This is a genomic window from Nocardia sp. 348MFTsu5.1 (genome assembly GCF_000383535.1).
GTDB classification, from domain to species: Bacteria; Actinomycetota; Actinomycetes; order Mycobacteriales; family Mycobacteriaceae; genus Williamsia; species Williamsia faeni.
In genome coordinates this window covers 1-24,364 of record NZ_KB911527.1, presented here as the reverse complement: position 1 = coordinate 24,364, position 24,364 = coordinate 1, and the positions used below count along the sequence as shown (strand labels likewise).

At 63.7% G+C, this 24,364-nt stretch carries 6 protein-coding genes; 5 read left to right on the top strand and 1 reads right to left on the bottom strand.

Annotated features, from left to right (window positions below):
* Positions 1-3: 3 nt before the first annotated feature.
* Positions 4-1,068 carry an ATP-binding cassette domain-containing protein gene (locus H290_RS0125170; RefSeq protein WP_081631716.1) on the bottom strand — a complete coding sequence of 355 codons (1,065 nt, stop codon included), beginning with the start codon at positions 1,066-1,068 and terminating at the stop codon, positions 4-6.
* Positions 1,069-1,334: 266 nt separating this feature from the next.
* Here H290_RS0125170 and H290_RS0125165 point away from each other — a divergent pair, with 266 nt between their 5' ends.
* The 5 genes from H290_RS0125165 to H290_RS29725 form a co-directional block, all read left to right on the top strand.
* Complete coding sequence (locus H290_RS0125165; protein WP_155977048.1) at positions 1,335-1,805, top strand: hypothetical protein; 471 nt, start codon at positions 1,335-1,337, stop codon at positions 1,803-1,805.
* The gene (locus H290_RS0125160; RefSeq protein ID WP_020109626.1) at positions 1,802-2,026 is read left to right on the top strand and encodes an MbtH family protein; all 225 of its coding nucleotides are present in this window, start codon (positions 1,802-1,804) and stop codon (positions 2,024-2,026) included. Before H290_RS0125165 ends, H290_RS0125160 begins: the two co-directional genes overlap by 4 nt.
* 211 nt (positions 2,027-2,237) lie before the next feature.
* On the top strand, positions 2,238-2,696 hold the full coding sequence (locus H290_RS0125155; RefSeq protein ID WP_020109625.1) for a hypothetical protein: 459 nt from the start codon (positions 2,238-2,240) through the stop codon (positions 2,694-2,696).
* Positions 2,697-3,053: 357 nt separating this feature from the next.
* Positions 3,054-11,768: a non-ribosomal peptide synthetase gene (locus H290_RS29730; protein WP_155977046.1), complete on the top strand. Its 8,715-nt coding sequence runs from the start codon at positions 3,054-3,056 to the stop codon at positions 11,766-11,768.
* 150 nt (positions 11,769-11,918) lie between these two features.
* Positions 11,919-24,364, top strand: a 12,446-nt coding sequence (locus H290_RS29725; RefSeq protein WP_020109622.1) for a non-ribosomal peptide synthetase, incomplete at its 3' end; no start/stop codon positions are given.

Here is a 24,364-nt window from a genome sequence, read left to right as displayed (position 1 = left end):
GGGTCACTCGCCTTCTGCCGGTGCCGCGGTGAGCTTGAGGAAGACGTCGTCCAGCGATGGCCGCCGCAGGCCGACATCGGTCAATTCGATTCCCGCAGAGTCTGTTCGACGCACGATTTCGATGAGTGTGCTCGACCCGTCCGCTGGGACGGTCACCGAATTCCTGGTCTGATCGACCCGGATCTGCTCGTGGGGGACAACCGTGGCCAGCAGTTCGACGATACGTGAGATGTCGCCGGCGAAGCTCGGAACTATTTCGCAGTAGGTACCCGCCACCTGGGTCTTGAGTTCGTCCGCGGTGCCCTCGGCGATGACGCTGCCCCGGTCGATGACCACGATCTGGTCGCTGAGCAGATCCGCCTCTTCGAGGTACTGGGTGGTCAACAATGTCGTGATGCCCTGATTGCTCAGAGCCGTGACCATGTCCCATACGTCCTGCCGGCTCCGCGGATCGAGTCCTGTGGTCGGCTCGTCGAGGAAAACCACCTCCGGCCGGACGACCAGGCCGCAGGCGATGTCGATCCGGCGCCGCATACCGCCGGAGAACTTCGCGACCCGGCGATTGCCCGCATCGGTGAGCGCGAACGCTTCGAGGAGTTCGTCGGCGCGCTGTTTGGCCGCGGCCTTCGTCAGACCCATGAGCCGACTGAACAGGATGAGGTTCTCCCGGCCGGTCAGGGATTCGTCCAGGGCTGCGAACTGGCCGGTCAACATGATCGATTTGCGGACGGCTGCAGGATCTTTGACGATATCGAAGCCCGCGATCCGGGCGCTTCCGCCGTCGGGTGCCAGCAACGTGGACAGCATGTTCACCACGGTCGTCTTACCGGCACCGTTGGGCCCGAGGAGACCCAGCACGGACCCGGTGGGAACCGTGAAGCTGACGCCGTCCACCGCGGTGAAATCACCGAACCGTTTGACCAATCGTTCCACCACGACCGCGGCCTCGGTGGAGTCGACCGCCTGAATCGGTGGAGGCGGAGGTTTGTCCTGCGGCCATGCCGGCCCATCGCCGAGAGGCGGTGCGTCCGCATTGCCGGCGCTGTGGCGCTCCCGCGTGGATCGCATGATCGGGTCCCCTGTTGTCGCTTGATGAATCCGGTGAATCGGGCCTGTGATGTTCACGAACTTATCCGACAGATACTCATGTCGATACCCGTGTAACGCATTGGCTACCCGGTCACGATATAGGCACAGAAGCTGAAATCGGTCGAGTTGAATGTCAATTCGTTCGAATGACATCGCAGGCGAACGCTAGGTCGTTCGGAGATCTTGTGGCAACGTCTGGAATACGATGTCCTAATGCGCCTTCGGGGCAGTGGGAGGAGAACAGCGTGCATGTTCAACTTGCTTCCGGAAATACGAGCCAGACGCCCGGTCTTCGGTTGGTCCCGTCCAACCCTGACTTGCTTCGTCTTGCCGAACTCGTCGATATCGCAGGTCAACGTTGGCCGACAACGACGGCGGTCGGTTCAGGTGACGCGATCCTGTTGTTCAGTGAGCTCCGGTCCCGGGCGATGGCGGCCCGCAAGCTCCTCGGAAACCTGAAGGCATGTTCGCCGGCCGCGCTCGAGGACTCGGCAATCGCGATGGCTTTGATGACGAGTGTTCCGGGTCTGGCGGATTCCGGGCCGGACGGCTTCGCGGCCGCACTGTCGACTGTTCGTCGAAACGCTGCGAAGGCCTTGACCGATCACAAGCTGCCTGGAGGAAATGCCGAAACTCTGGAATTGTCACCCCTTGACGGTGGTCCGCGCAGGCGGCACCGCCGGACATCCCTTCGAGTTAGGACAGCAGACGTATGAGCAATCCCTTCGATGACGAAGACGGTCGGTTCCTGGTGCTCGTCAACGATGAGAACCAGCACTCCCTCTGGCCGACGTTCGCCGATGTACCCGCCGGCTGGCGCAAGGTTTTCGGGGAGGCGTCGCGGGCAGAGTGCCTCGACTACGTGAACGAGAACTGGACCGACCTGCGGCCACAGAGCCTGATCGATGCGATGGAGTCGGATTCCTCGTCCAGCTGACAGTGTATGAAGGCGGCGCGTGTAGCCTGGCTACACGCGCCGTTTGCTGTATAGGTTGCCGATCGGGTGATTGCACGCGACTATGTCACGAAGCCAATGGCGAACCGGTAACGATTGGACACGGTCCCATGGTCTGTACGGTGCCGCCTGTGAAGATTGGTATAGAAGTGGCAGTTGTGGCCAATTCGGGGATCGAAGGGTCGATGTGAGTATGACTTTGACGCCTCCTGGTTCGAACGCGCAACCAGCGAAGACGACGGCAACCAGCGACAACGGCGGCGCTGACTCGGCGAAAGTGCGGCCGGTCGAGCTCGTGGCTGCTCTCGCACGTGTCTCGTCGACCACTCCGGAACGGATTGTCACCCGTTACCGCCAGCGTGCCCTGTGCTACCGCGAATTGTCCGATGTCGTCAATCAGCTCATCACTGTGACCCGAAGTCAGCAGATGGACGACGGGGCCGCCGTGGTGGCCGCCATCTTCGCCCGCTTACCGGAACTGGCGACCGAATCCGATCACGAGATCGTTGCATCCGTCGTATCCGGAGCCCTGGGCCGTGTCTGGGCCGATTTCGCCGACGTCACCGGGATGTCCGATTCGAGCGCTATAGGCGAAAAGCGAGATTCCGATCCGATGGATGAGGGCGATATCGGCGCTCCATTCGCCGTCTGATCTGGCAATTTCTCTTTTGTCAGCAAACCTACCTAGTACCCATTAAGTTGCATAACTAAACCTATGGTTTTGTCAGCAAAACTTAAGCCGTCGCATGCCACTCTCGATTGTGCGATTCCCCGCCTCACCACCGGCATGTAACGTCCGCATCGGAGCGCTCGATATGGTCATATGTACGTCTTGCTCCAATCGCGGGTTATGTCGTTCATTCGCTTGAAAATTCAGCCTAAAGCGGTGTTGTCGAGTGCGTGATCCGGAAAGATTGAAGCAGGAATAGCGTTTCGGTTTTGTCCAGCTGACTGGTCACTCGGCGGTACGTTAGCTGAGCACCGGTCGTGTCGCGATCAGGAGTAGATCTTGAATGCCGCAGGAGGGAGCAGGCTCACGCAGACCGAAGCCAACGCCATTGATGACGCAGGTAAGGTCGGGCGGTTCCCGCTCTCCGCTGCACAGCGCGGAATGTGGTTCGCCCAGGAACTGGCCGGTGACGTCCCGATTGCGATCGCACAGTACGTAGAGCTCCGCGGTGCGCTCGATGTGGGATTGCTCAATGACTGCATGGTGAGTGCGGGAAAGGAGTTCGGGTCGGGCTTTTTGCGCCTGACAGAGGAAGACGGTGACCTGTACCAGTTGGTCGACCGCGAGATCGATGACGCGCTGACGTACGTCGATCTACGTGATGAGGATGATCCGGTCGCGGCGGCCATGTCGTTCATGACCGGGGAATACAGCGCACCGATCGACATCCTGACCGATCGCCTGGTGGTCGCCTACGTTTTGCAACTCGATACCGAACACTTCTACTGGTACAACAGAATTCATCACGTCGCGCTCGACGGCTTCGGCGCGATGGCAATCACGCGCCGGGTGGCCGAGCTCTATTCGGCCGCGGTCGCCGGCGACGATCCTCCGGCGTCGAAAGCAAGTGATCTCTACGGCGTGTATCTCGAGGATGCGAAGTACCGGGATTCGGAGCGCTTTGTCAACGATCGGGCGTACTGGGCCGAGAAGACGCGTGAGATGCCGGATCCACCGTCGCTGTCCGAGTCCGCCGCACCGATCTCTTCGCCCGCACTTGTTGCAGGTGGCGCGATTTCGTCCTCGCTGATCAAGAAGCTCGAGGAACGTGCGGTCGACCTGGAGAGCGCCGTCGCACCGCTGGTCGTCGCGGCTTTCGCCACTTTTCTGGCCCGGATGACCGAACTCGACGACATCGTGATGAGTCTGCCGGTGTCGGCCCGCACCACCGCTGCGCTGCGTCGCTCGGGCGGCATGGTCTCGAACGTGGTGCCATTGCGATTGCAGTTGCCGTCCCACGCCACCATCCGCGACGCCGTATCGCAGGCCCAGCTGGAACTGACCGGAGCCCTGCGGCGCCAGCGGTATCGGTACGAGGACATTCGCCGCGATGCCGGCGAGACCAGGACCCGCCTCGGTCTGTTCGGCCCGTCGGTCAACATCATGCTCTTCCACAACGAGCTGAACCTCGGGCCGATGTCCGGCCACTTCAACGTGCTGGCCACCGGTCCGGTGGAAGATCTGGCTCTGAACATCTATCACGGTGCCGATACCACCGAGATGCACATCGACTTCGAGGCCAACCCGCAGCGATACGAAGCAGACGGCTTGCGGATTCACCGTGATCGTTTCGTCCACTTCCTCGAGCTTTTCATCGAGCGCCCATCGCATTCGTCGGTCGGTGAGATCGATCTGGTCAGCGAGTCGGAACGGGCTCGCTTTGTGCCCGCTCGCGGTGTCGTGGGCGAGAAACCGCAGCGGCTCATCGATCTGATCGCCGAGGCGGTGACGACGGCCGGGGACCACCCGGCGTTGAGCACCGTTGACGGCGAGGTGAGTTACCGAGACCTCGACGCGATGTCCAATCGGCTGGCGCGATTCCTGATCGAGCGAGGCATCGGTCCGGACATGCCGGTCGCAGTGGCGCTGCCGCGATCAGTTGACTACGTGAAGTCGGTCTGGGCAGTCGCAAAGGCGGGCGGTGCGTTCCTTCCCGTCGACCCCGCCTATCCGGCCGATCGGATCAGCCACATCCTGAGCGACTCCCATGCTCGCTGGGGACTGACCGTTCGGGAACTGCACTCACAGCTACCCGACTCCGTGGACTGGATCGTCCTCGACGACGACATCGTGGCGTCGGTGGTCGCCGACCGCCCCGCCCACCAGGTATCGGACGCCGACCGCACCGGCATCGTGCGACCCGACAACATCGCGTACACGATCTACACCTCGGGATCGACCGGGCTTCCCAAGGGCGTTGTGGTCAGCAACGTGGGTTTGGCCAACATCGCGGCCGATATGCGCGATCTCTATCAGGTCCGGGCCGGATCACGGTCCCTGGCGGTGGCATCACCGAGTTTTGACGCGTCGGTCTTCGAGCAACTGCTGGCCCTGTCGTCGGCCGGCACCCTCGCGCTGGCGCCCGTCGGTGTTTTCGGCGGCGAGGAGTTGTCGAACTTCATTCGCGCGCAATCGATCACGCACATGGTGATCACTCCGGCAGCGCTCGGATCACTCGAGCCCGATGGGCTCGACAGTCTGGAATGTGTGATCAGCGCCGGTGAGGCACTGCCGCCACAAGTTGCCGCCCGCTGGTTCGAGCGCACCCGGTTGTTCAATGCCTACGGTCCGACCGAGACAACGATCATCGCGTCGGTGACACCGCCGATCACCAGTGCGTTCAAACCGACCATCGGTGCTCCGGTGCGTGGTCTGAGTCTGGTTGTCCTCGACGACCGCTTGCGGGCGGTGCCGGTCGCGGTGGTCGGCGAACTTTATATCGTCGGCGATGGTCTGACCCGTGGATACATGAACAAATTCGGGCTCACCTCGACCCGCTTTGTCGCCAGCCCGTACAGCAAGCCCGGTTTGCGGATGTACCGCACCGGCGATCTCGTGCGCTGGACGTCATCCGGAGAGTTGCAGTACGTCGGGCGCGCCGACAACCAGATCAAACTCCGAGGCTTCCGTATCGAACTCGGTGAGATCGACGCCGTGATCGCCGGCCATCCGGCCGTGCGTTCGGTGGTCACGGTTGTGCATACCTACCATCCGGCCCCGCCCGAACGTGATCGCCGCGGTAACGACGACGGGCCGTTCGCCGGTGTGGTGCGCCTTCTGCAGCAGATCGACGGCATCACGCTCGATACCGCTGATGAGCCGCCGCCGGTGCGCGAGGTACTCGTCTCGTATGTCGTGATGGAACCCGGACAGACTTTTGATCGTCGCGCGCTGCAGCATTTCGCGACGCAACAACTACCCCCGCACATGACACCGACCTCGATCGTTGTCCTCGAGTCGCTGCCGGTCACCGTGAACGGCAAGATCGACCGGAAGGCGTTACCCGACCCGGTCATGGAAAAGATCGAATTCAGGGCTCCGGCAACGGTTGTCGAACAGATCGTGGCAACGGTGTTCGGTGAGCTGATGGGTATCGACAATGTCGGCCTCGACGATGACTTCTTTGCGCTCGGCGGCAACTCGCTGATCGCCACCAGGGCGGTCGCGCGGCTCGGTGCAGAGCTGAAGGCAGATGTATCGGTGCGCCACATGTTCGAAGCGCCGACCGTCGGAGCCCTCGCCGCGCGGCTGGCCGCCCAGGCGGACAGCGGTGGGCGTCTCCCACTCGTCCGGCGTGACGGCGCCGGCGATGTGCCGCTGTCATTCGCGCAACAGCGGATGTGGTTCCTGAACCAATTCGAACCCGACTCGGCGGCCTACAACATTCCGTTCGCCGTGCGCTTGCGCGGTCGACTGCAGACAGATGCGCTCCGGGCAGCCGTCGGTGACCTGATCGAGCGACATGAGGCGTTGCGGACGTCGTTCCCGAACAACGGGTCGGCACCGGTCCAGCATGTGCACCCACCCGGTGAGGTCGTTCACGAACTCGTCGAGGTCCGGGTGGAGGACGACGCCGAGTTCGAGGCGGGTCTGTTGGAGCTCGCCGGGTCGACGTTCGATGTGTCCGCGGAGGTCCCGCTACGCGTCCGACTGTTCAGTCTCGACGCCGAGCACCACGTGCTGGCCATGGTCGTCCACCACATCTGTGCGGACGGCGCCTCGATGGCACCGCTGGCTCGCGATGTGATCGAGGCCTACAGCGCACGATGCTCGGGTGTCCCACCTGCGTGGACCCCACTGCCGGTCCAATATTCCGATTACACGGTGTGGCAGCAAAAGGTTCTCGGGACACCGGAGGACCCCGACGCGTTGATCACCCGGGAACTCGACTTCTGGGTGGACGCACTGTCCGACGCACCCGGAACCCTCGACCTGCCGACCGATCGACCGCGACCGGTCCGATCGAGCCACCACGGCGCCAACCACGACTTCGTGATCAGCGCCGACCTGCACCGCGCAGTGCTGGATCTGGCAGGCAGCCAGAACGCCACGTTGTTCATGGTGATGCACGCCGCGCTGGCCGCCACCCTGGCGAAGTTGGCCGGCAGCGACGACATCACCATCGGTACACCGATCGCCGGTCGAGGTGAGGCCGCGCTCGACGCGATGGTCGGAATGTTCGTGAACACCCTCGCACTGCGGACGAAGGTAGATCCGACCTCGTCGTTCAGCTCACTCGTCGAACGGGTACGTGACGTCGATCTGGCCGCGTTCAGCAATGCGAACATCCCGTTCGAGCGCATCGTCACGGCGCTCAATCCGGAACGCTCGGAGTCCTACCACCCGGTGTTTCAGGTGATGCTGGCGTTCCAGAACGTGGATGCCGCCGAAATGGAGATGAGTGGACTGGCGCTGACGCCGGTCGAACTCGATCTGGAGCTCGCGAAGTTCGATCTCCAGCTGACGCTCACCGAATCCGCAACCCTGATCGGTTCGCCCACAGACATCGACGCCAGGCTGACCTTCGCCACCGATCTTTTCGACCGCGATTCGGTGGCGGCGATCGCGAGCAGGTTCGTGCGAATGCTCGAGGCCGTCGTCGCCGATCCCTCGGCTGCGATCGCCGATGTCGACGTCCTGGGGTCAGAGGATTCGCAGTTCATTCCCGGTGACGACCGCCCCGGCCTGGCCGATGAACGCCGGAACCTGGTCGAACTCCTCGACGCACAGATCGAGAGCACGCCTGATGCGGTCGCCGTGGTCGCAGACGGCAGCACGCTGAGCTACCGGGAGTTCGGCGCGCGGTCACATCGATTGGCGAGGTGGCTGATCGACAACGGCGTCGGACCCGAGCAGGTTGTCGTCGTGGCCTTGCCGCGCTCGATCGATCATCTGGTCGCCGTTCATGCGGTGTTGAAGGCCGGTGGCGTATACGCGCCGGTCGATCCCGATCAACCCGCGATCCGCAACGACCGGGCGATCTCGACGTCGGCCGCGATGATGGTCCTGGCAAGTTCGCGGGAGCCGTTTGAGACGTCCATCGATGTCCGGGTGATCGAGGTCGAAATGCTTGATCTGGCGGGTTACTCGCCGGCTCCGGTGCGCGATTCCGAGCGCACGTCGCCGTTGCGGCCGGCCAATGCCGCGTACATGATCTTCACCTCGGGATCGACCGGTCTGCCCAAGGGTGTCGTGGTCAGTCACAGCGCGATCGTGAACCTGATGACCTGGACGAGTGATCGCTACGGGATAGATCACAGGGACATGGTCCTGGTCAAAACACCTGCGACGTTCGATGTTTCGCTGCTGGAGCTCTTCTATCCGCTGCAGACCGGCGCGAGGGTTGTCATTGCCGAACCGGGGGGTCATCGCGATCCGGCGTACCTGCGACGGCTGATCGCCGAGCACGGCGTCACGGTGACCCAGTTCGTACCGTCGATGCTCACGGTCTTCCTGAACGAGCTCGACGAATACCCGACCGACGTGCCGGAGTTGTCGTCACTTCGCATGCTGTTCGCCGGTGGCGAGGCGCTGCCCGCGGCCACGGCGCGACGATGTGCCGAACTACTGCCGCACACCGCCCTTCACAATCTCTATGGTCCGACAGAGTCGGCGGTCCAGGCATTGTTCCACGACAACGTGACCGACCACTCCATCGACGTTCCGATCGGGCGGCCGGTCGGCAACACCGGTGCCCGGATCCTCGACACCCGATTGCATCCGGCTCCGCGAGGGGTCACCGGTGAGCTGTATCTGACGGGTGTCCAACTGGCACGCGGATATGCGGGCCGGGCCGACCTCACCGCCGACCGATTCGTGGCAGATCCGTATGCAGAGCACGTCGGCGCCCAGATGTACCGCACCGGAGACCTGGTCCGCCAGCGGGGCGACGGTGAAATCATCTACGAGGGCCGAACCGACTTCCAGGTCAAACTCCGCGGGTTGCGCATCGAACTCGGTGAAGTCGAGTCGGCATTGCTCGAACAGTCGGTCGTGCGAAACGCCGCGGTGCTGATGCGCGACGACAATCTCGTCGGGTACCTGGTACCCACCCCCGGTGCTCACGTGGATCGGACAGAGCTGCGTCGCGCGATGGCCAAACTTGTGCCGGCATACATGATCCCGGCTCACTATGTGGTGCTCGACCAGCTTCCGCTCACCGCCAACGGAAAGCTCGATCGGGGCGCTCTACCCGACCCGGTCATCGAGGTTCAGGCCTACCGGCCGCCACGCAGCGGGTTGGAAAAGGTCGTGGCCTCGGCATTTTCTCAGATTCTTCATCGTTCACCGGTCGGCCTCGACGATGATTTCTTCGCCCTCGGCGGGAATTCACTGGTGGCCACCCAGACGGCCTCGCGCATCGGAGCGGTCCTGGGTGTGGAGATACCGATCCGAACGTTCTTCGACGCGCCCACCGTCGGGGAGTTCGCGAGCCGGATCGCGGACGCGCGTCGACAACTGCGGCCCGCGCTGATCGCGCGCCCGCGTCCCGAGGTGATCCCGCTCGCGCTGGCGCAGCAACGGATGTGGTTGAGCAATCGCATTGAGCCTGATTCGGCCAAATACAACATGCCGCTGGCGTTGCGGCTGCGTGGTCCACTCGACCTCGCGGCGTTGCGTGCGGCTGTTGCCGACGTGATCGAGCGGCACGAAGTCCTGCGCACCATCTACCCAGACGTCGAAGGGGTGCCCCGCCAGCAGGTGATGGCGGAGCACGAGCACGGTGTATCGGTCGGCATGGAGATCATCGAGGAGGACCGGGTATGGGACTCCGTGGTCGAGTTCGTCACCCGGCCATTTGATGTCACGTCGTCGGTTCCCCTGCGGCTCAATCTTTTCCGATTGCCTGACGGGGATCATGTCCTCGCTGTTGTCGTGCATCACATCGCGGCCGACGGGTTCTCGCTCCGGCAACTCGGCGGCGACATGATGGCCGCCTATGCGGCCCGGACCGACGGCGCCTCGCCGCAGTGGGATCCGCTGCCGGTCCAGTATGCCGATTACGCACTGTGGCAACGAGATTACGCCGGATCGATCACCGATGAGGGTTCGGTGGCAAGCGCTCAGCTCGCATTCTGGAAACGCGAACTCGAAGGCATTCCGGCTGAACTCGACCTTCCGCGTGATCGTGAGCGCCCCGCAACACCGAGCCGGGTGGGTGCCTCGGTGCACTTCTCGCTCGATTCGGACGCCGCCGACCGTCTTGCCGACACTGCCCAGCGCTTGGGCGTGACACGATTCATGATCATCCACTCCGCCCTGTCGGTGGTGCTGTCGCGGTTGTCGGGATGCGCGGATGTGGTGATCGGTACCGCGCATGCCGGCCGCGGCGCTGCCGAGCTCGACTCCCTGGTCGGTATGTTGGTGAACACGGTGGCCTTGCGGTTGCAGCTCAAGGAATCCGAACCGTTCACCGATCTGCTCAAGCACGCCAGGGAGGTCAGTCTGCAGGCGTTCAGCATGACCGATGTCCCCTTCGAGAGCGTGGTCGATGCGGTGTCGCCGCATCGTGACGCTTCGATGCATCCGATCTTCCAGACGATGCTGTCGTTTCAGAACTTTGATTCGGTTCAGTTGGCACTTTCGGGTTTGACGATCACCGAGATGGAGAATCCGTTCGATCCGGCAGATTTCGATTTGATGCTGACCGTCGACGACTCGCGTGCCGACGGCGAGGATCTGGCGATGAAACTCACCTATTCGGTCGACCTCTTCGACCACGACACGGTGGACACGTTCAGCGCACACTTCACCTCGATTCTCACTGCAGCCGTGCAGGATCCGGATGTCCGGGTGGGTGATCTGCCGCTCGCTGCGATCGATACGCCCGTGGCCGAACCGGCCGGCGTCGACAGCGGATCTCGGGGAGGCACGGTGCTGTCCCTGTTCGAGGCTTCGGTGGAAGCAGATCCGGGTGCGCCCGCGATGGCGGGTGGGGCGGGCGAGACCACGTTTGCCGAACTCGATGCCCGAGCGAACCGGCTGGCGCGAATGCTGGCCGAGTACGGCTATGGGCCCGGGCAACTCGTCCATGTCGAAACCGAGTGTCTGCGCGAGGCGCTTCCGCTGTGGTGGGCGGTCCTGAAGGCGGGAGCGGGTTTGGTGCTTCCGGCAACCGATGCCGAACTACCCGCGAGAACCGATCTCGTGTTCGGCGTCGATCCGTCGTCGGAGGCAGGCAATGCGCATGCCGACGTGAAGCATCTCTTCGAATTGCCGGGACAGGTGAGCCGATTCAACCCGCGACCGTTCACCTATGCCGACCGCGTTCGCCCTCTGGTTCCCTCGAGCCCGGCACTGTTGGTGCCGGAGTCCGGTACCTGGGCCGAACTGTCGCATGAACGACTCGGACAACGGGTTGCGGCCGAAACAGACCGCCTGGGAATGAACTACGAGTCCAGACTGCTGGCCACCGCAGAGGTCTCGCCTGCGGTCACCGTGTTCGAGGCTCTCCTCGCCGGAGCTGCCGGGGCCACGGTCGTCGTGCCGACGTCCGACGAAGAGACCGACCTGATGGGATTGCTCGCCGAGGAATGGGTGACCCACGTGTTCATCCGGCCCGGCCAGTTGCCTGCTGTCACGGGCGAATCGCTGGAAGATCTGCAAGTCGTGATCAGCGAGGGAAATCCGGCCGCATTGCCGGCGGACGCCGAGGCGACCGTCGAACTCATGACCGTCGACTCGGTGCAGTTGAGGACGTCGGAATGGGGTTGAGCCCGATCGTCGACATGTTCGACCGACCGCCGGCGCCGCCGTTTCGAGTTCAGTGGGTTCTGATCGCGGCGGGAATCAGCATCTGAACGCCGACGCAGCGCATGCGTCGGCGCGTACGTGTGAATCTGGCACTCGAATGAGGAGCAGGGGATGACCGAGGAAGCTCATGGAGGCAATGCTCGCGGGGAGCGGGGCAACCGAAAGGTCGGTCGACCGCCCGCACGGACACGGCGACCACGGCCTGCGAAGAGGGTTCCGACACTCGCGCAAATCCTATCCACCGCAGTCGAATTCAATCCGGACTCGATTGCGGTCGTGGCGGTCGACGGCACCCTGACCTATCGTGAGCTCGACGAGCGCTCGTCTCGACTCGCCCGGATTTTGATCGCTCGTGGCATGGGTACCGAATCCGGTGTCGCGCTTGCCAACACCCGCTCGGCGTCCATGATCGTGTCGATCTGGGCGGTGGCGAAGACCGGAGCTTTCTATATCCCGGTCGATCCCGGATATCCGGCAGAACGTATCGAGTTCATGCTCGACGATTCGGGTGCGACGTGCGGGATCACCACGACCGAGTTTCGTTCCGTACTGCCTGATTCGGTTGATTGGATCGTGCTCGGCAACGGTTCCGATGAGGAAGCGATCGCCGGTGAGGCGGCAGACCCGGTCGGGTATGCGGACCGGCTGCGTCCGATAGCGCCGAACAATGTCGCTTATATGATCTTCACATCGGGATCGACCGGGCGGCCGAAAGGTGTTGAGGTCACGCATTCCGGCTTGTCCGGTCTCGCCGAGACGATCCGGGACCGGTGTGAGATCGACCGATCGTCGCGAATGCTGGCTGTGGCGACCCCTAGTTTCGATGTCTCGGTGTTCGAGATGCTGGGAGCATTCAGCTCTGGGATACCGCTGGTCATCGCGCCGCCGGACGCATTCGGTGGAGAGCCGCTGACGGAGTGGCTGCGAACAACCGGAGTGACACACGCGTTCATCACGCCGTCGGTGCTGCAGACCCTGGTGCTGGACGGACTGACTGACCTACGCACGGTGGTGGGAGGCGGTGAGGCGGTCAGTCCGGAATTGGTGACCCAGGTCGCCAGAGACGGCCGCCGCATGTTGAACGGGTTCGGGCCCACAGAGACAACGGTTGTGACCAGCCTGGTGGAACTCCTTCCGGGGGAACCGGTCTCGATCGGTGGCCTACTGCCCGCGGTCACCGCGCACATCCTCGACACCATGCTGCGGCCGGTTCCGGCCGGTGTGGCCGGCGAGCTGTACATCGCGGGGGTAGGGCTGGCACGTGGGTATCACAACCGGCCTTCGCTCACGTCGGAACGATTTGTGGCCAGCCCGTTCGGCGAACCGGGAAGCCGGTTGTACCGCACCGGCGATGTGGTTCGCGGTCGCGCGAACGGGGTGATCGAATACCTCGGCCGTAGCGACTTCCAGGTCAAGGTCCGTGGTTTCCGCATCGAGCTCGGCGAGATCGACTCGGCGCTGGCGGCCCATCCCGGGGTCGGTTTCTCGGTCACCATCGGCCATCAGCTGGCAGACGGCTCCATGACGCTGGTGTCCTATGTGATGCCTCGTCCGGGTGCCGATATCGACCCCGACGAGTTGACAGCGTTCGTCGGGAAGTCGTTGGCGGCCTATATGGTTCCGGCGGAGATCGTTCGGATCGACGAGGTGCCGCTCACCCCGGTCGGGAAGCTCGACCGTGCCGCACTACCGGCTCCGACCATCGGGACCTCACGCAAGGAGTACCGCGAACCGCAGTCCGAGACCGAGCTGGTGGTCGCGTCTGCGCTGGCAGATCTGCTGGGGATCGAACGGGTCGGCCTCGACGACAACTTCTTCGAACTCGGTGGCAACTCCCTGATCGCGACGCAGGCGGTTGCCCGTCTCAACGCCGCAGTCGGATCGACCAGTGGGGTCCGGGAGATCTTCGAATCGAGAACCGTCGCCGAACTCGCTGCCCGCGTGGAGGCAAACCGTGGCGGAAACATCAGACCGGTGCTCGAACGCCGACCGCGGCCTGACGTCTTGCCGCTGTCATTCGCGCAGCAGCGGATGTGGCTGACAAATCAGTTCGACACAACATCTATCGCTTACAACCAGCCGATTGCCTTGCGAATCAGCGGGAGTCTCGACATCGGTGCGCTGGAGCAGGCGTTCGGCGACCTCATCAGGCGTCACGAGCCGTTACGCACGGTGTACCCCGACACCGACGACGGTCCGGTGCAGGATATCCGGCCCGCTTCCGAGGTGACATTGCCCCTCGTGAGCGAACAGGTCGAGGAGTCGGAGCTCTGGACGACCGTCACCGGTTTCATCTCCCGTGGTTACGATGTGTCCTCGCAGACACCATTGCGCGCCCGCCTGTTCCAGCTCGCGGAGGACAGTTGGGTGCTGGTGGTGGTGTCTCACCACATCGCCAGTGACGGTGGATCGCTGACACCACTGGTTCGTGATCTGATGCTGGCGTACTCGGCCCGGATGCAGGGTGTCGATCCGGAGTTCGCCGAACTGCCCGTGGAGTACGCCGATTACGCCTTGTGGCATCGAGAGATGCTCGGAGAGGAATCGGACCCCGAGAGTCTGATCGCGCGCCAGATCAGTTTCTGGAAGGCTGCACTGGCGGGATCTCCCGAGGTTCTGGAGTTGCCCGCGGACCGCCCGCGACCCGACAAGCCTTCCGGCCGCGGTGACCTGGTCGATTTCGAGATCAGCCCAGACGTCGCGCAGCAGTTGAATGCCTATGCCCAGCATGCGAATTCGACGCTCTTCATGACAGTGCATGCAGCACTGGCGGTGCTGTTGTCGCGTTTGGCGGCCACAGACGACGTGTCGATCGGCACCCAGATAGCGGGTCGGGGTGAACAGTCCCTCGATGACCTGGTCGGGATGTTCGGCAACACCCTGGTGCTGCGTTCGTTCGTGTCGCCGGACCAGCCGTTCGATGCATTCTTGTCCGATGTCCGCTCAACTGATCTGCAAGCACTCGGCGAAGCAGATGTCCCGCTCGACCGATTGATCGAGATCCTGCGTCCGGCTCGATCTTTGGCCTACACCCCGCTCTTCCAAGTGCTGCTGATGTTGCAGAACTTCGAGCGCACCGAAATCCGGTTGCCCGGGGTGACGATCGAGGTGATCGACGACGTGGAGGCGGCGATCGCCAAACTCGACCTGACCATCACCCTGGTCGAGGAGTTCAACGCAGACGGTTCGGCGGGCCGGATCCGCGGCTCGCTGCTCTATGCCACGGACCTGTTCGACCGTGGAACAATGGTGGCGTTCGCCGGTCGGTTTGTCGAGATGCTGGCGGCAGTCGCCGCCGATCCCTCGCGGCCGGTGGGCGATTTGCCGCTGTTGTTGCCCGAAGAGACGGGGCAGCGCGATCTGATCGGCTCGGACCTTCGTCCGATGCCGGATGAGACCTTGGTGGACGGGTTCCGGCGGGCGGTGGCCGCCAACGGTTCCCGGACCGCTGTTGTCTTCGAGGATGAGCAGGTCAGTTACCGCGACTTCGGTGAGCGGGTGTTCCGGCTGGCCCACCACCTCGTGGGCATCGGAGTAGGCCCGGAGGTCACGGTCGCGGTGGCGGCTCGCCGTTCGATCGACATGCTGGTCGCCATCTATGCGGTCCTCGAGGCCGGTGGCGCGTATGTGCCGATCGACCCGGATCATCCGGACGAACGCAACGAGTACGTGCTGGCCAGCGCGCGGCCTGCGGTCGTCCTGACCACCACACGCGATCGTGCCGACCTGCCCGTCGCTGAATCGATCGTTGTCATCGATGAGCTCGACCTGACCGGGCACCCGGCCGGACCGATCGCCGACACCGACCGGCCCACGCCGCTGCGGGCGCGGAACACCGCCTACCTGATCTACACCTCGGGCTCGACCGGAAATCCTAAAGGTGTTGCAGTCGAGCATCGTTCGGTTCTCAACCAGTTGCTCTGGATGCGGGAGAGGTACGACCTCGACCACGACGATGTGATGCTGCACAAGACGCCGGTGACATTTGACGCCTCGGTGTGGGAACTGTTCCTGCCGCTGCAACTGGGTGCGACTCTGGTGATCGCGCGGCCCGAAGGTCATCTCGATGTCGGATATCTTCTGGACCTGACAGTTCGGCACCAGTTCGCGATCCTCGAGTTCGTTCCGTCGATGCTCGAACTGTTCATCACCGAGGCAACGGCGGACTTGCCGCCCTCGTTGCGGTATCTGTCGATCGGTGGCGAAGAACTGTCTGCCGATCTGGTGCGGCGGGCGGCCGACCACAGTTCGGCAGTCCTGGACAACACCTATGGCCCGACCGAGGCGACAGTCACATCGACGGTGTATCGAACCTCGGCCGCCGACACTGTCGTGCCCATCGGTAGTCCGATCCGCAATACCGGTGCACGGGTGCTCGATTCGCGGCTGCACGAGGTGCCGGTCGGCGTGCCCGGAGAACTGTATCTGACCGGGGTGCAGCTGGCCCGCGGGTATCACGGCCGTGCGGATCTCACCGCGGAACGATTTGTCGCCGATCCGCTGACACCGGGCACGCGGATGTACCGCACCGGGGACCTCGTGGTGGTCAGAGCAGACGGCGGGCTCAGGTTCCTCGGGCGCACCGACTTTCAGATCAAACTGCGCGGATTGCGGATCGAGCTCGGCGAAATCGAGTCGGCGCTCAGCGAGCACGAAGACGTCGCGCGAGCGGTGGCGATCCTGTACTCGCATCCCTCGACCGGCGATGCGGTCGTCGGATATGTCGTCCCGGCACCGGGCACGACGCCGGAGCCACACCAACTTCTCGAGTTCGTCAGTCGCAGACTGCCGGCGTACATGGTGCCTGCGCAGATCCTGCCCCTCGACCAGATCCCGTTGTCGCCCAGCGGAAAACTGGACCGACGAGCGCTGCCGGCGCCGGCCTTCGACGCCGGAGACCGAGAGTATCGGGCACCGGGCACGATCAGCGAGAAGCTCATCGCGGACGTCTTCGCGGCACTGCTGGATGTTGACCGCGTCAGTGTGGACGATTCATTCTTCGAACTGGGCGGGCACTCACTTCTCGCCATGCGCGCGGTGGCGCGGATCAACGACGCTCTGTCGGCGTCGATCGGCATCCGTGAACTGTTCGAGTCTCCCACCGTTGCGCGCCTGGCGGCCACAATCGACACCCGATCGGTGACGGCTCGCCGCCGTCCGCCGTTGGAACCGTGTGTTCGCCCCGCGCGGATCCCGTTGTCTCCTGCCCAGCAGCGGATGTGGTTCGTCAACCAGTTCGACACCGGCTCGGCGGCCTACAACATCCCTCTGGTGATCCGCCTCACCGGAACCATTGATGCAGACGTGCTGCGGCTGGCGGTGGCGGACGTACTGGCCCGGCACGAGACGCTGCGGACGACATACCCCCACGCCGATGGCACGCCCTACCAACTCATCGGTGAGGCACAGTCGGTCGCGGACCGGTTCACAATCGAAGACCTCGACGAGACGATGGTGGCAACGCGGGTCAGCGCACTGGTCACCGCGGGATTCGATGTGACAACCGAGGTTCCGGTGCGTGGAGCACTGTTGCGGATGTCACCGAACGAGTCGGTGCTGGTCTTTGTGGTCCACCACATCAGCGCCGACGGCTACTCGATGTCGCCGCTGGCTGCCGATGTGATGGCCGCCTACGCTGCGCGGACCTCCGGTGCGGACAACCAGTGGCCGCCGTTGTATGTGCAGTACGCCGACTTCTCGATCTGGCAGCGCCAGATGCTGGGTTCCGAGTCGGACGTGACATCTGTTGCGGCCGAACAGGAAAAGTATTGGCGCGCACAGCTGGCCGGACTACCCGAGCGGATCGACCTGCCTCTCGACCATGTCCGCCCACCGATCTGGTCGGGCGCCGGTGGCGCGGCGGCGCTGGTGATTGACGGTGAACTCCACGACGGCCTCGATGAGCTCGCGCGCAGTCAAGGTGCGACCCTGTTCATGGTGGTGCACAGCGCATTGGCCGTACTGCTCGCCAGGTTGAGTGGATCCGAGGACATCGCCATCGGTGCCCCGATCGCCGGGCGTGGTTCCGAAGCCCTCGACGGACTCGTCGGCATGTTTGTGAACACGCTGGTGCTGCGGACGAATGTCGATGCCGCCGACCGCTTCTCCGATCTCGTGGCGCAGGCGAAGGCCGTCGATCTGGACGCCTTCGCACATGCCGACATCCCGTTCGAGCGTTTGGTGGAAGTTCTGGCGCCGGCGCGGTCCACCGCACATCACGCGCTGTTCCAGGTCGGTCTGGCCTTTCAGAATCTGGAACGCACCCGATTCGAACTCGGGGATCTGGTGGTCGAACGCTACGAATCAGGTGTGCACCCGGCGAAATTCGACCTGTCGTTGGAGATCGTCGCGCTCGGTGAAGGATCCGGACGCCTGGGGGATCTCTCGGTCGAAATCACCTACGCAACCGATCTGTTCGAATCGGCCACGGTGCAGCGCTTCGGCGAACGTCTGGTCGAGGTCCTCGCCGCGGTTGTCGGACAACCGGACATCGCTGTCGGTGACATCGACATACTCGGAGATGTCGAGCGTCGCGCCATCCTCGGAGAGTCGCAGGGGTCTGTCGCGGGTGTCCCGGATGCGTCGACATTGCCCGAAATCCTGGCTGCGGCAGTCCGGGCGAATCCGGACGGTGTCGCCGTGGTCGCCCGCGAGAAGGCGCTGACCTATCGCGAACTCGACGCGCGCTCAACGCAGTTGGCACGAGTCCTCATCGAGCGCGGTATAGGGGCGGAGTCGATCGTCGCGTTGGCGTTGCCGAGGTCGGCAGCGCTTGTCGAGGCGATCTGGGCCGTCGCGAAGTCCGGGGCGGCATGGGTGCCGGTGGACCCGAAATACCCGGCCGACCGTATCGAATTCATGCTCAGCGATGCCGGCGCCCGCGTGGGCCTGCGGGGTGCTGCAGACGGACACCTTCCCTCCGGACGCGTGGAATGGCTGTCGATCGATGACCCCGAATTCGCGGACGAGGTCGGTCGGCAGGTGTCGATCGCGATCACCGACGCCGACCGCGTGCGGGCGGTGTCGGTGGACAACACCGCGTACATGATCTACACCTCCGGTTCGACCGGCCGTCCCAAAGGCGTGGCGGTGACCCACTCGGGTCTGACCGCGCTCGTTGCCGAGCAACGTGAGCGGTACGGGATCGACGGGTCGGCGCGGGTGCTGGCAGTGGCCTCGCCGAGCTTTGACGCATCGGTGTTCGAACTGTTGATGGCGGTGGGTTCGGCTGCAACGCTGGTGGTCTCACCGCCAGAGGTGTTCGGTGGTGACGATCTCGGTCTGCTGCTCGCGCGCGAGCGGGTGTCTCACGCCGTGATCACCCCGTCGGTTCTCGAGTCGGTGGATCCGGGGCTGCTGCCGGAGCTGCGGGTGGTGGTGACCGCAGGTGAGGCCTGCCCGCCGGACCTCGTGCGGCGCTTTGTCTCCGGCGGTCGGCGGATGTTCAACGGCTTCGGTCCGACCGAGTCCACCATCATGTCGAACTGTGCGCAGTTGGTACCGGATGCTGCCGTGACCATCGGTGGTCCGATTCGCGGTGCCACCACCCGAGTACTCGATCAACGCCTGGCGCCGGTGCCCCGGGGCGTGGTGGGCGAGTTGTATCTCAGTGGCGTCGGGCTGGCGCGGGGATACCATCAGCGCCCGGATCTGACGTCGGATCGTTTTGTGGCGGACCCTCTTTCGGCGGTCCCGGGCACCCGTATGTACCGAACCGGCGACCTCGTCCGGATGGGTGCGGACGGATCGCTGGAATATCTCGGCCGCACGGACTTCCAGGTGAAGGTCCGCGGATTCCGCATCGAGCTCGGCGAAATCGACTCGGCACTGACCCGGCACCCGGATGTGACCTTCGCCGTGACATTGGGCCACCAACTGCCGGACGGGACGAGTGCTCTTGTCGCTTATGTGGTGCCGCTGACCGGCACCGGTGTGACCGCGGCAGAGCTATCCGCATTCCTGCGCGGCACACTCGCCGAATACATGGTGCCGGCGGAGATCATGGTGATCGATTCGGTTCCGCTGACGCCCGTCGGAAAACTCGACCGTGCTGCGCTGCCGCAGCCGGGTCTGGGTACCAGCGCAGTGGACTACCGCGAACCTCGCACCGAGGCCGAACGAATCATCACCGATGTACTGGCCGGTGTGCTGGGTGTGGAGCGGGTCGGGCTCGACGATGACTTCTTCGCCCTCGGAGGCGACAGCATCGTCTCGATCCAACTCGTATCCCGGGCGCGCGCCGCAGGTCTCGTACTCGAACCGCGTGACGTCTTCGAACATCGAACCGCTGCCGCGCTCGCCGCGGTTGCCCGGCCGGCCGGCACCGGTGTCGAGCCACTGCGTGAAATCGAAGGCGGTGGGACAGGTACCCGGCCGCTCACACCGATTGAGCACTTCATGATCCGGCGGGGCGGTGCATACCGCCGCTTCTCGCAGGTGGTGGTGCTGGAGATACCGGCGGCAGCCCAGAACGCCGCCGTCGCAGCGACTGTTCAGGCGGTCATCGATCGCCATGACATGTTGCGCGCCAGGCTTATCGACGATGGGGACGGCCATGTCGTCGAGACGGCCCCACCCGGCAGCGTGAATGCCTCGGAGCTGATCAGCCGGGTGGACCACGACCCCGCGATCGCGCACGGTGAGCTCGAGCGGATCGCCCGCGAGGCCCTTGATGCCGCGCTCGATCGACTGTCGCCGGCCGATGGCCGCATGCTGCAATGTGTCTGGCTCGCACCAACCGGCTCGACCGAGCCCGGGCGCATGATCGTGGCAGCCCATCACCTGGCCGTCGACGGAGTGTCCTGGCGGATCATCATTCCCGATCTCGTCACCGCTGCGATGGCGATCGATTCCGGCGCAGAGGTCATCCTGCCGCCGACAGGTACCTCGATGCGGACATGGGCGACCCTCTTCGCCGACAAGGCGGTTCGGGGTGACTACGCAGATGAACTCGACTACTGGCAGCGTGTGATCGCCACACCGGATCCACTGCTCGGTGCCCGCGCACTCGACCCGCAGATCGACGTCGCGGCGCGGACCGAGAAGATCTCGGTGACCGTGCCCGCCGACGTCAGCGATGTGGTGCTGACAACGACGCCGGCGAAGTTCCGCGGCAACGTGAACGACGGCCTGCTCGCAGCCCTCGCGCTGGCCGTGGCCCGACGCCGGCGTGAGACGGGCACCGAGTCGCAGTCGCTGCTGTTGCGGCTCGAGGGCCACGGCCGCGAATCCGATCATCTGCCCGGCGCAGACCTGTCCCGCACGGTCGGCTGGTTCACCACCAGTCATCCGGTCGCACTGGATCTTTCATCGATCGATGTCGATGACGCCTTTGCGGCCACCTCTGAGGCAGGACGCGCGGTCAAACTGGTCAAGGAGCAGCTGAAGGGCGTTCCCGGGCAGGGTTTGGGATACGGCGTCCTGCGGTACCTCGATGTGACCGCCGGTGAGCTGCTGGCCGGGCCCGCCGGACAGATCAGTTTCAACTATCTCGGGCGGGTATCGACCCCGGAACTCCCGGCCGGAGTCGCGGGCATCGGCTGGACCCCGGCAACTGACATCACCACACTCGGGGACGTTCGGATGGACGCGGACATGCCCGCCAACGCGGTGCTGGACATCAACGCCATCACCGTCGGAGACGAGCTGACCGCGACCTTTGCATTCCCGAGCGACATCCTCACGCGAGGCGAGGTCTCGCTGATCGCCGACTATTGGGTCGAGGCGCTGCAATCGATCGCCGACCATTCGGTCACCGATACGGCCGGGGGGCTCACCCCGTCCGATGCGGCGCTGGTCCGGTTGTCGCAGAACGACATCGATCGGCTCGAATCGCAGACTCCCGCGATCACGGATCTGTGGCCGCTGTCCCCACTGCAGGCGGGACTGTTCGTCCACTCGACGATGCAGGGCGACGCACCGGACGTGTATGTGGTCCAGATGGTGCTCGAACTGGGCGGTGATGTAGATGTTCCGCGGCTGCGGGACGCCGCTCGGGCGCTGCTCTCGCGGTACGACTCGTTGCGGGCCACATTCGCCACCACCGCCGATGGCGTTGCAGTGCAGGTGATCTCCGACATCGGCGACGTCGCCTGGCTTGATCACGATCTCGATGCCTCCACGGCCGAGTCGGAGATCGCGCGACGACTCGCCGCCGAACGGGCACGTCCCTTCGATCTGGGCACGGCACCGCTGGTCCGCTTCATGATGCTTCGCACGGGAGACCGGCACGTGCTCTCGATCATGGCGCACCACATCGTCATCGACGGATGGTCGATGCCTCTGCTGATCAAGGATCTGCTGACGCTGTATGCCGTCCGAGGTGATGCGGCGGCGCTGCCCAATACCGAGTCCTACCGCGGGTACCTCGCCTGGCTCGCACGTCAGGATCGGCAGGCGGCAATCGGCGCCTGGACCGATGCTTTCAGCGGTAGCGAGGATCCCACGCTGCTGTCGGGTATAGCGGATCCGACTGCCTTGTCCTCGGATGCTGACACCATGGACGTCACGATCGAGGAGGCCACCACCGCCCGGTTGGCGGAACTGTCATCCCGTTTGGGTATCACCCTGAACACCGTCATCCAAACGGCCTGGGGACTGTTGCTGGCTCGATCGTTGAACCGTGATGATGTCGTTTTCGGCACCACGGTTTCTGGTCGGCCGGCCGACCTTCCGGGCGTGGAGACGATGATCGGGTTGTTCATCAACACACTCCCGGTCCGGATCGTGATCGATGAATCCGAGACCATCTCAGAACTCTTGGTGCGCGTGCAGACCGAGCAGAGGGCCCTGCTCGATCACCACCACCTCGGCCTTGCCGAGATCATCACGGCCGTCGGCCCCGGTGCCGCATTCGATTCACTCTCCGTGCTGGAGACATATCCGGTCGACGAAGAGGGCCTGAGGTCGGCCGCCTCCATCGATGGGATGGCGGTGACCGGCGCGAATGTGCTTGATGCCACGCACTATCCGATCTCGATCATCACCTTCGCCGACTCCACGATCAGGACAAAGCTGCGCTACCTCACCGATGCGTTCTCTGCGGACGAAGCGGCCAGGATCGGTGCGCGGCTGGTGACGATCTTGGAGGCGGTGGCTGCTGATTCGTTGGTGTTGGTTCGTGATGTTGATGTTTTGGATGGTGTTGAGCGGGAGTTGGTGGGGTCGCGGTGGGCGTTTGAGGGTGGGCCGGTTGATGGTGTGTTGACGTTGCCGGATGTGTTGGATCGTGGGGCGCAGCGTTTTTCGGGTGTGGCCCGGGTGGTTTCTGGTGGTGTGGAGTTGTCTTTTGCCGATTTTGATGTGCGGGTGAATCGGTTGGCGCGGTGGTTGATCGGGCGGGGTGTGGGTCCTGAGTGTGCGGTGGTGGTGGGGATCCGTCGGTCGGTGGAGTTGTTGGTGGCGGTGCATGCGGTGGTGCGTGCGGGTGGTGTGTATGTGCCGGTTGATCCTGATCAGCCGGTTGAGCGTAATGGGTTTGTGGTGGGTGTGGTTGATCCGGTGTGTGTGTTGGTTGCTGGTGGTGTTGATGTGGGTGATGTTGGTTCGGTTCCGGTGGTTGATGTTGGTGGGTTGGATCTTTCGGGGTTGTCGGGTGTGCCGGTGTCTGATGGTGAGCGGTTGGGTCGGTTGCGGGCGTCGAATTCGGCGTATGTGATTTTCACGTCGGGGTCGACGGGTCGGCCGAAGGGTGTGGCGGTTTCGCATGGGTCGATTGTGAATTTGTTTGCGTGGGTTGGGGATCGGTATGGGATCGGTGTGGGTGATGTGGTGTTGCAGAAGACTCCGGTGACTTTTGATGTGTCGTTGTTGGAGTTGTTCTTTCCGTTTGTGGTGGGTGCTTCTGTGGTGGTGGCGCGGCCGGATGGGCATCGGGATCCGGAGTATTTGGTGTCGGTGATGGCTGATTGTGGTGTGACGGTGGTTCATTTTGTGCCGTCGATGTTGTCGGTGTTTGTGGAGATGTTGGGGCGTTCTGGGGTGGGCGCCGAGGGGTTGTCGGGGTTGCGGATGGTTTTTGCTGGTGGTGAGGCGTTGGCGGGTTCGGTGGCTTCTCGGGTGGGTGAGTTGTTGCCGGGGGTGGCTTTGCACAATTTGTATGGTCCGACGGAGGCGGCTGTGCAGGTTGGGTATTTTGATGATGTTTCTGGTGGTGGTGTGGTTCCGATTGGTCGTCCGGTGTGGAATACCGGTGTGCGGGTGTTGGATTCGCGGTTGCGTCCGGTGGGTGTGGGGGTTGCGGGTGAGTTGTATTTGTCGGGTGTGCAGGTGGCGCGGGGGTATGCGGGTCGGGCGGATTTGACGGCGGCGGGGTTTGTGGCTGATCCGTTTTCGTCTGTTGGTGGGCGGATGTATCGCACGGGTGATGTGGTGCGGTGGCGGGCTGATGGTGAGTTGTTGTATGTGGGTCGTAGTGATTTTCAGGTGAAGATTCGGGGTTTGCGGATTGAGTTGGGGGAGATCGAGGCGGCGTTGGAGTCGGTGGGTTCGGTGGCGTCTGCGGTGGTGGTGGTGCAGTCGGGTGCCGGTGGTCAACTGCTGGTCGGCTATGTTGTGCC

Bases quoted from the DNA above. Each gene is read 5' to 3' on its own strand.
- H290_RS0125170 (WP_081631716.1), bottom strand. From the start codon at position 1,068: ATGCGATCCACGCGGGAGCGCCACAGCGCCGGCAATGCGGACGCACCG.
- H290_RS0125160 (WP_020109626.1), top strand. From the start codon at position 1,802: ATGAGCAATCCCTTCGATGACGAAGACGGTCGGTTCCTGGTGCTCGTC.
- H290_RS0125155 (WP_020109625.1), top strand. From the start codon at position 2,238: ATGACTTTGACGCCTCCTGGTTCGAACGCGCAACCAGCGAAGACGACG.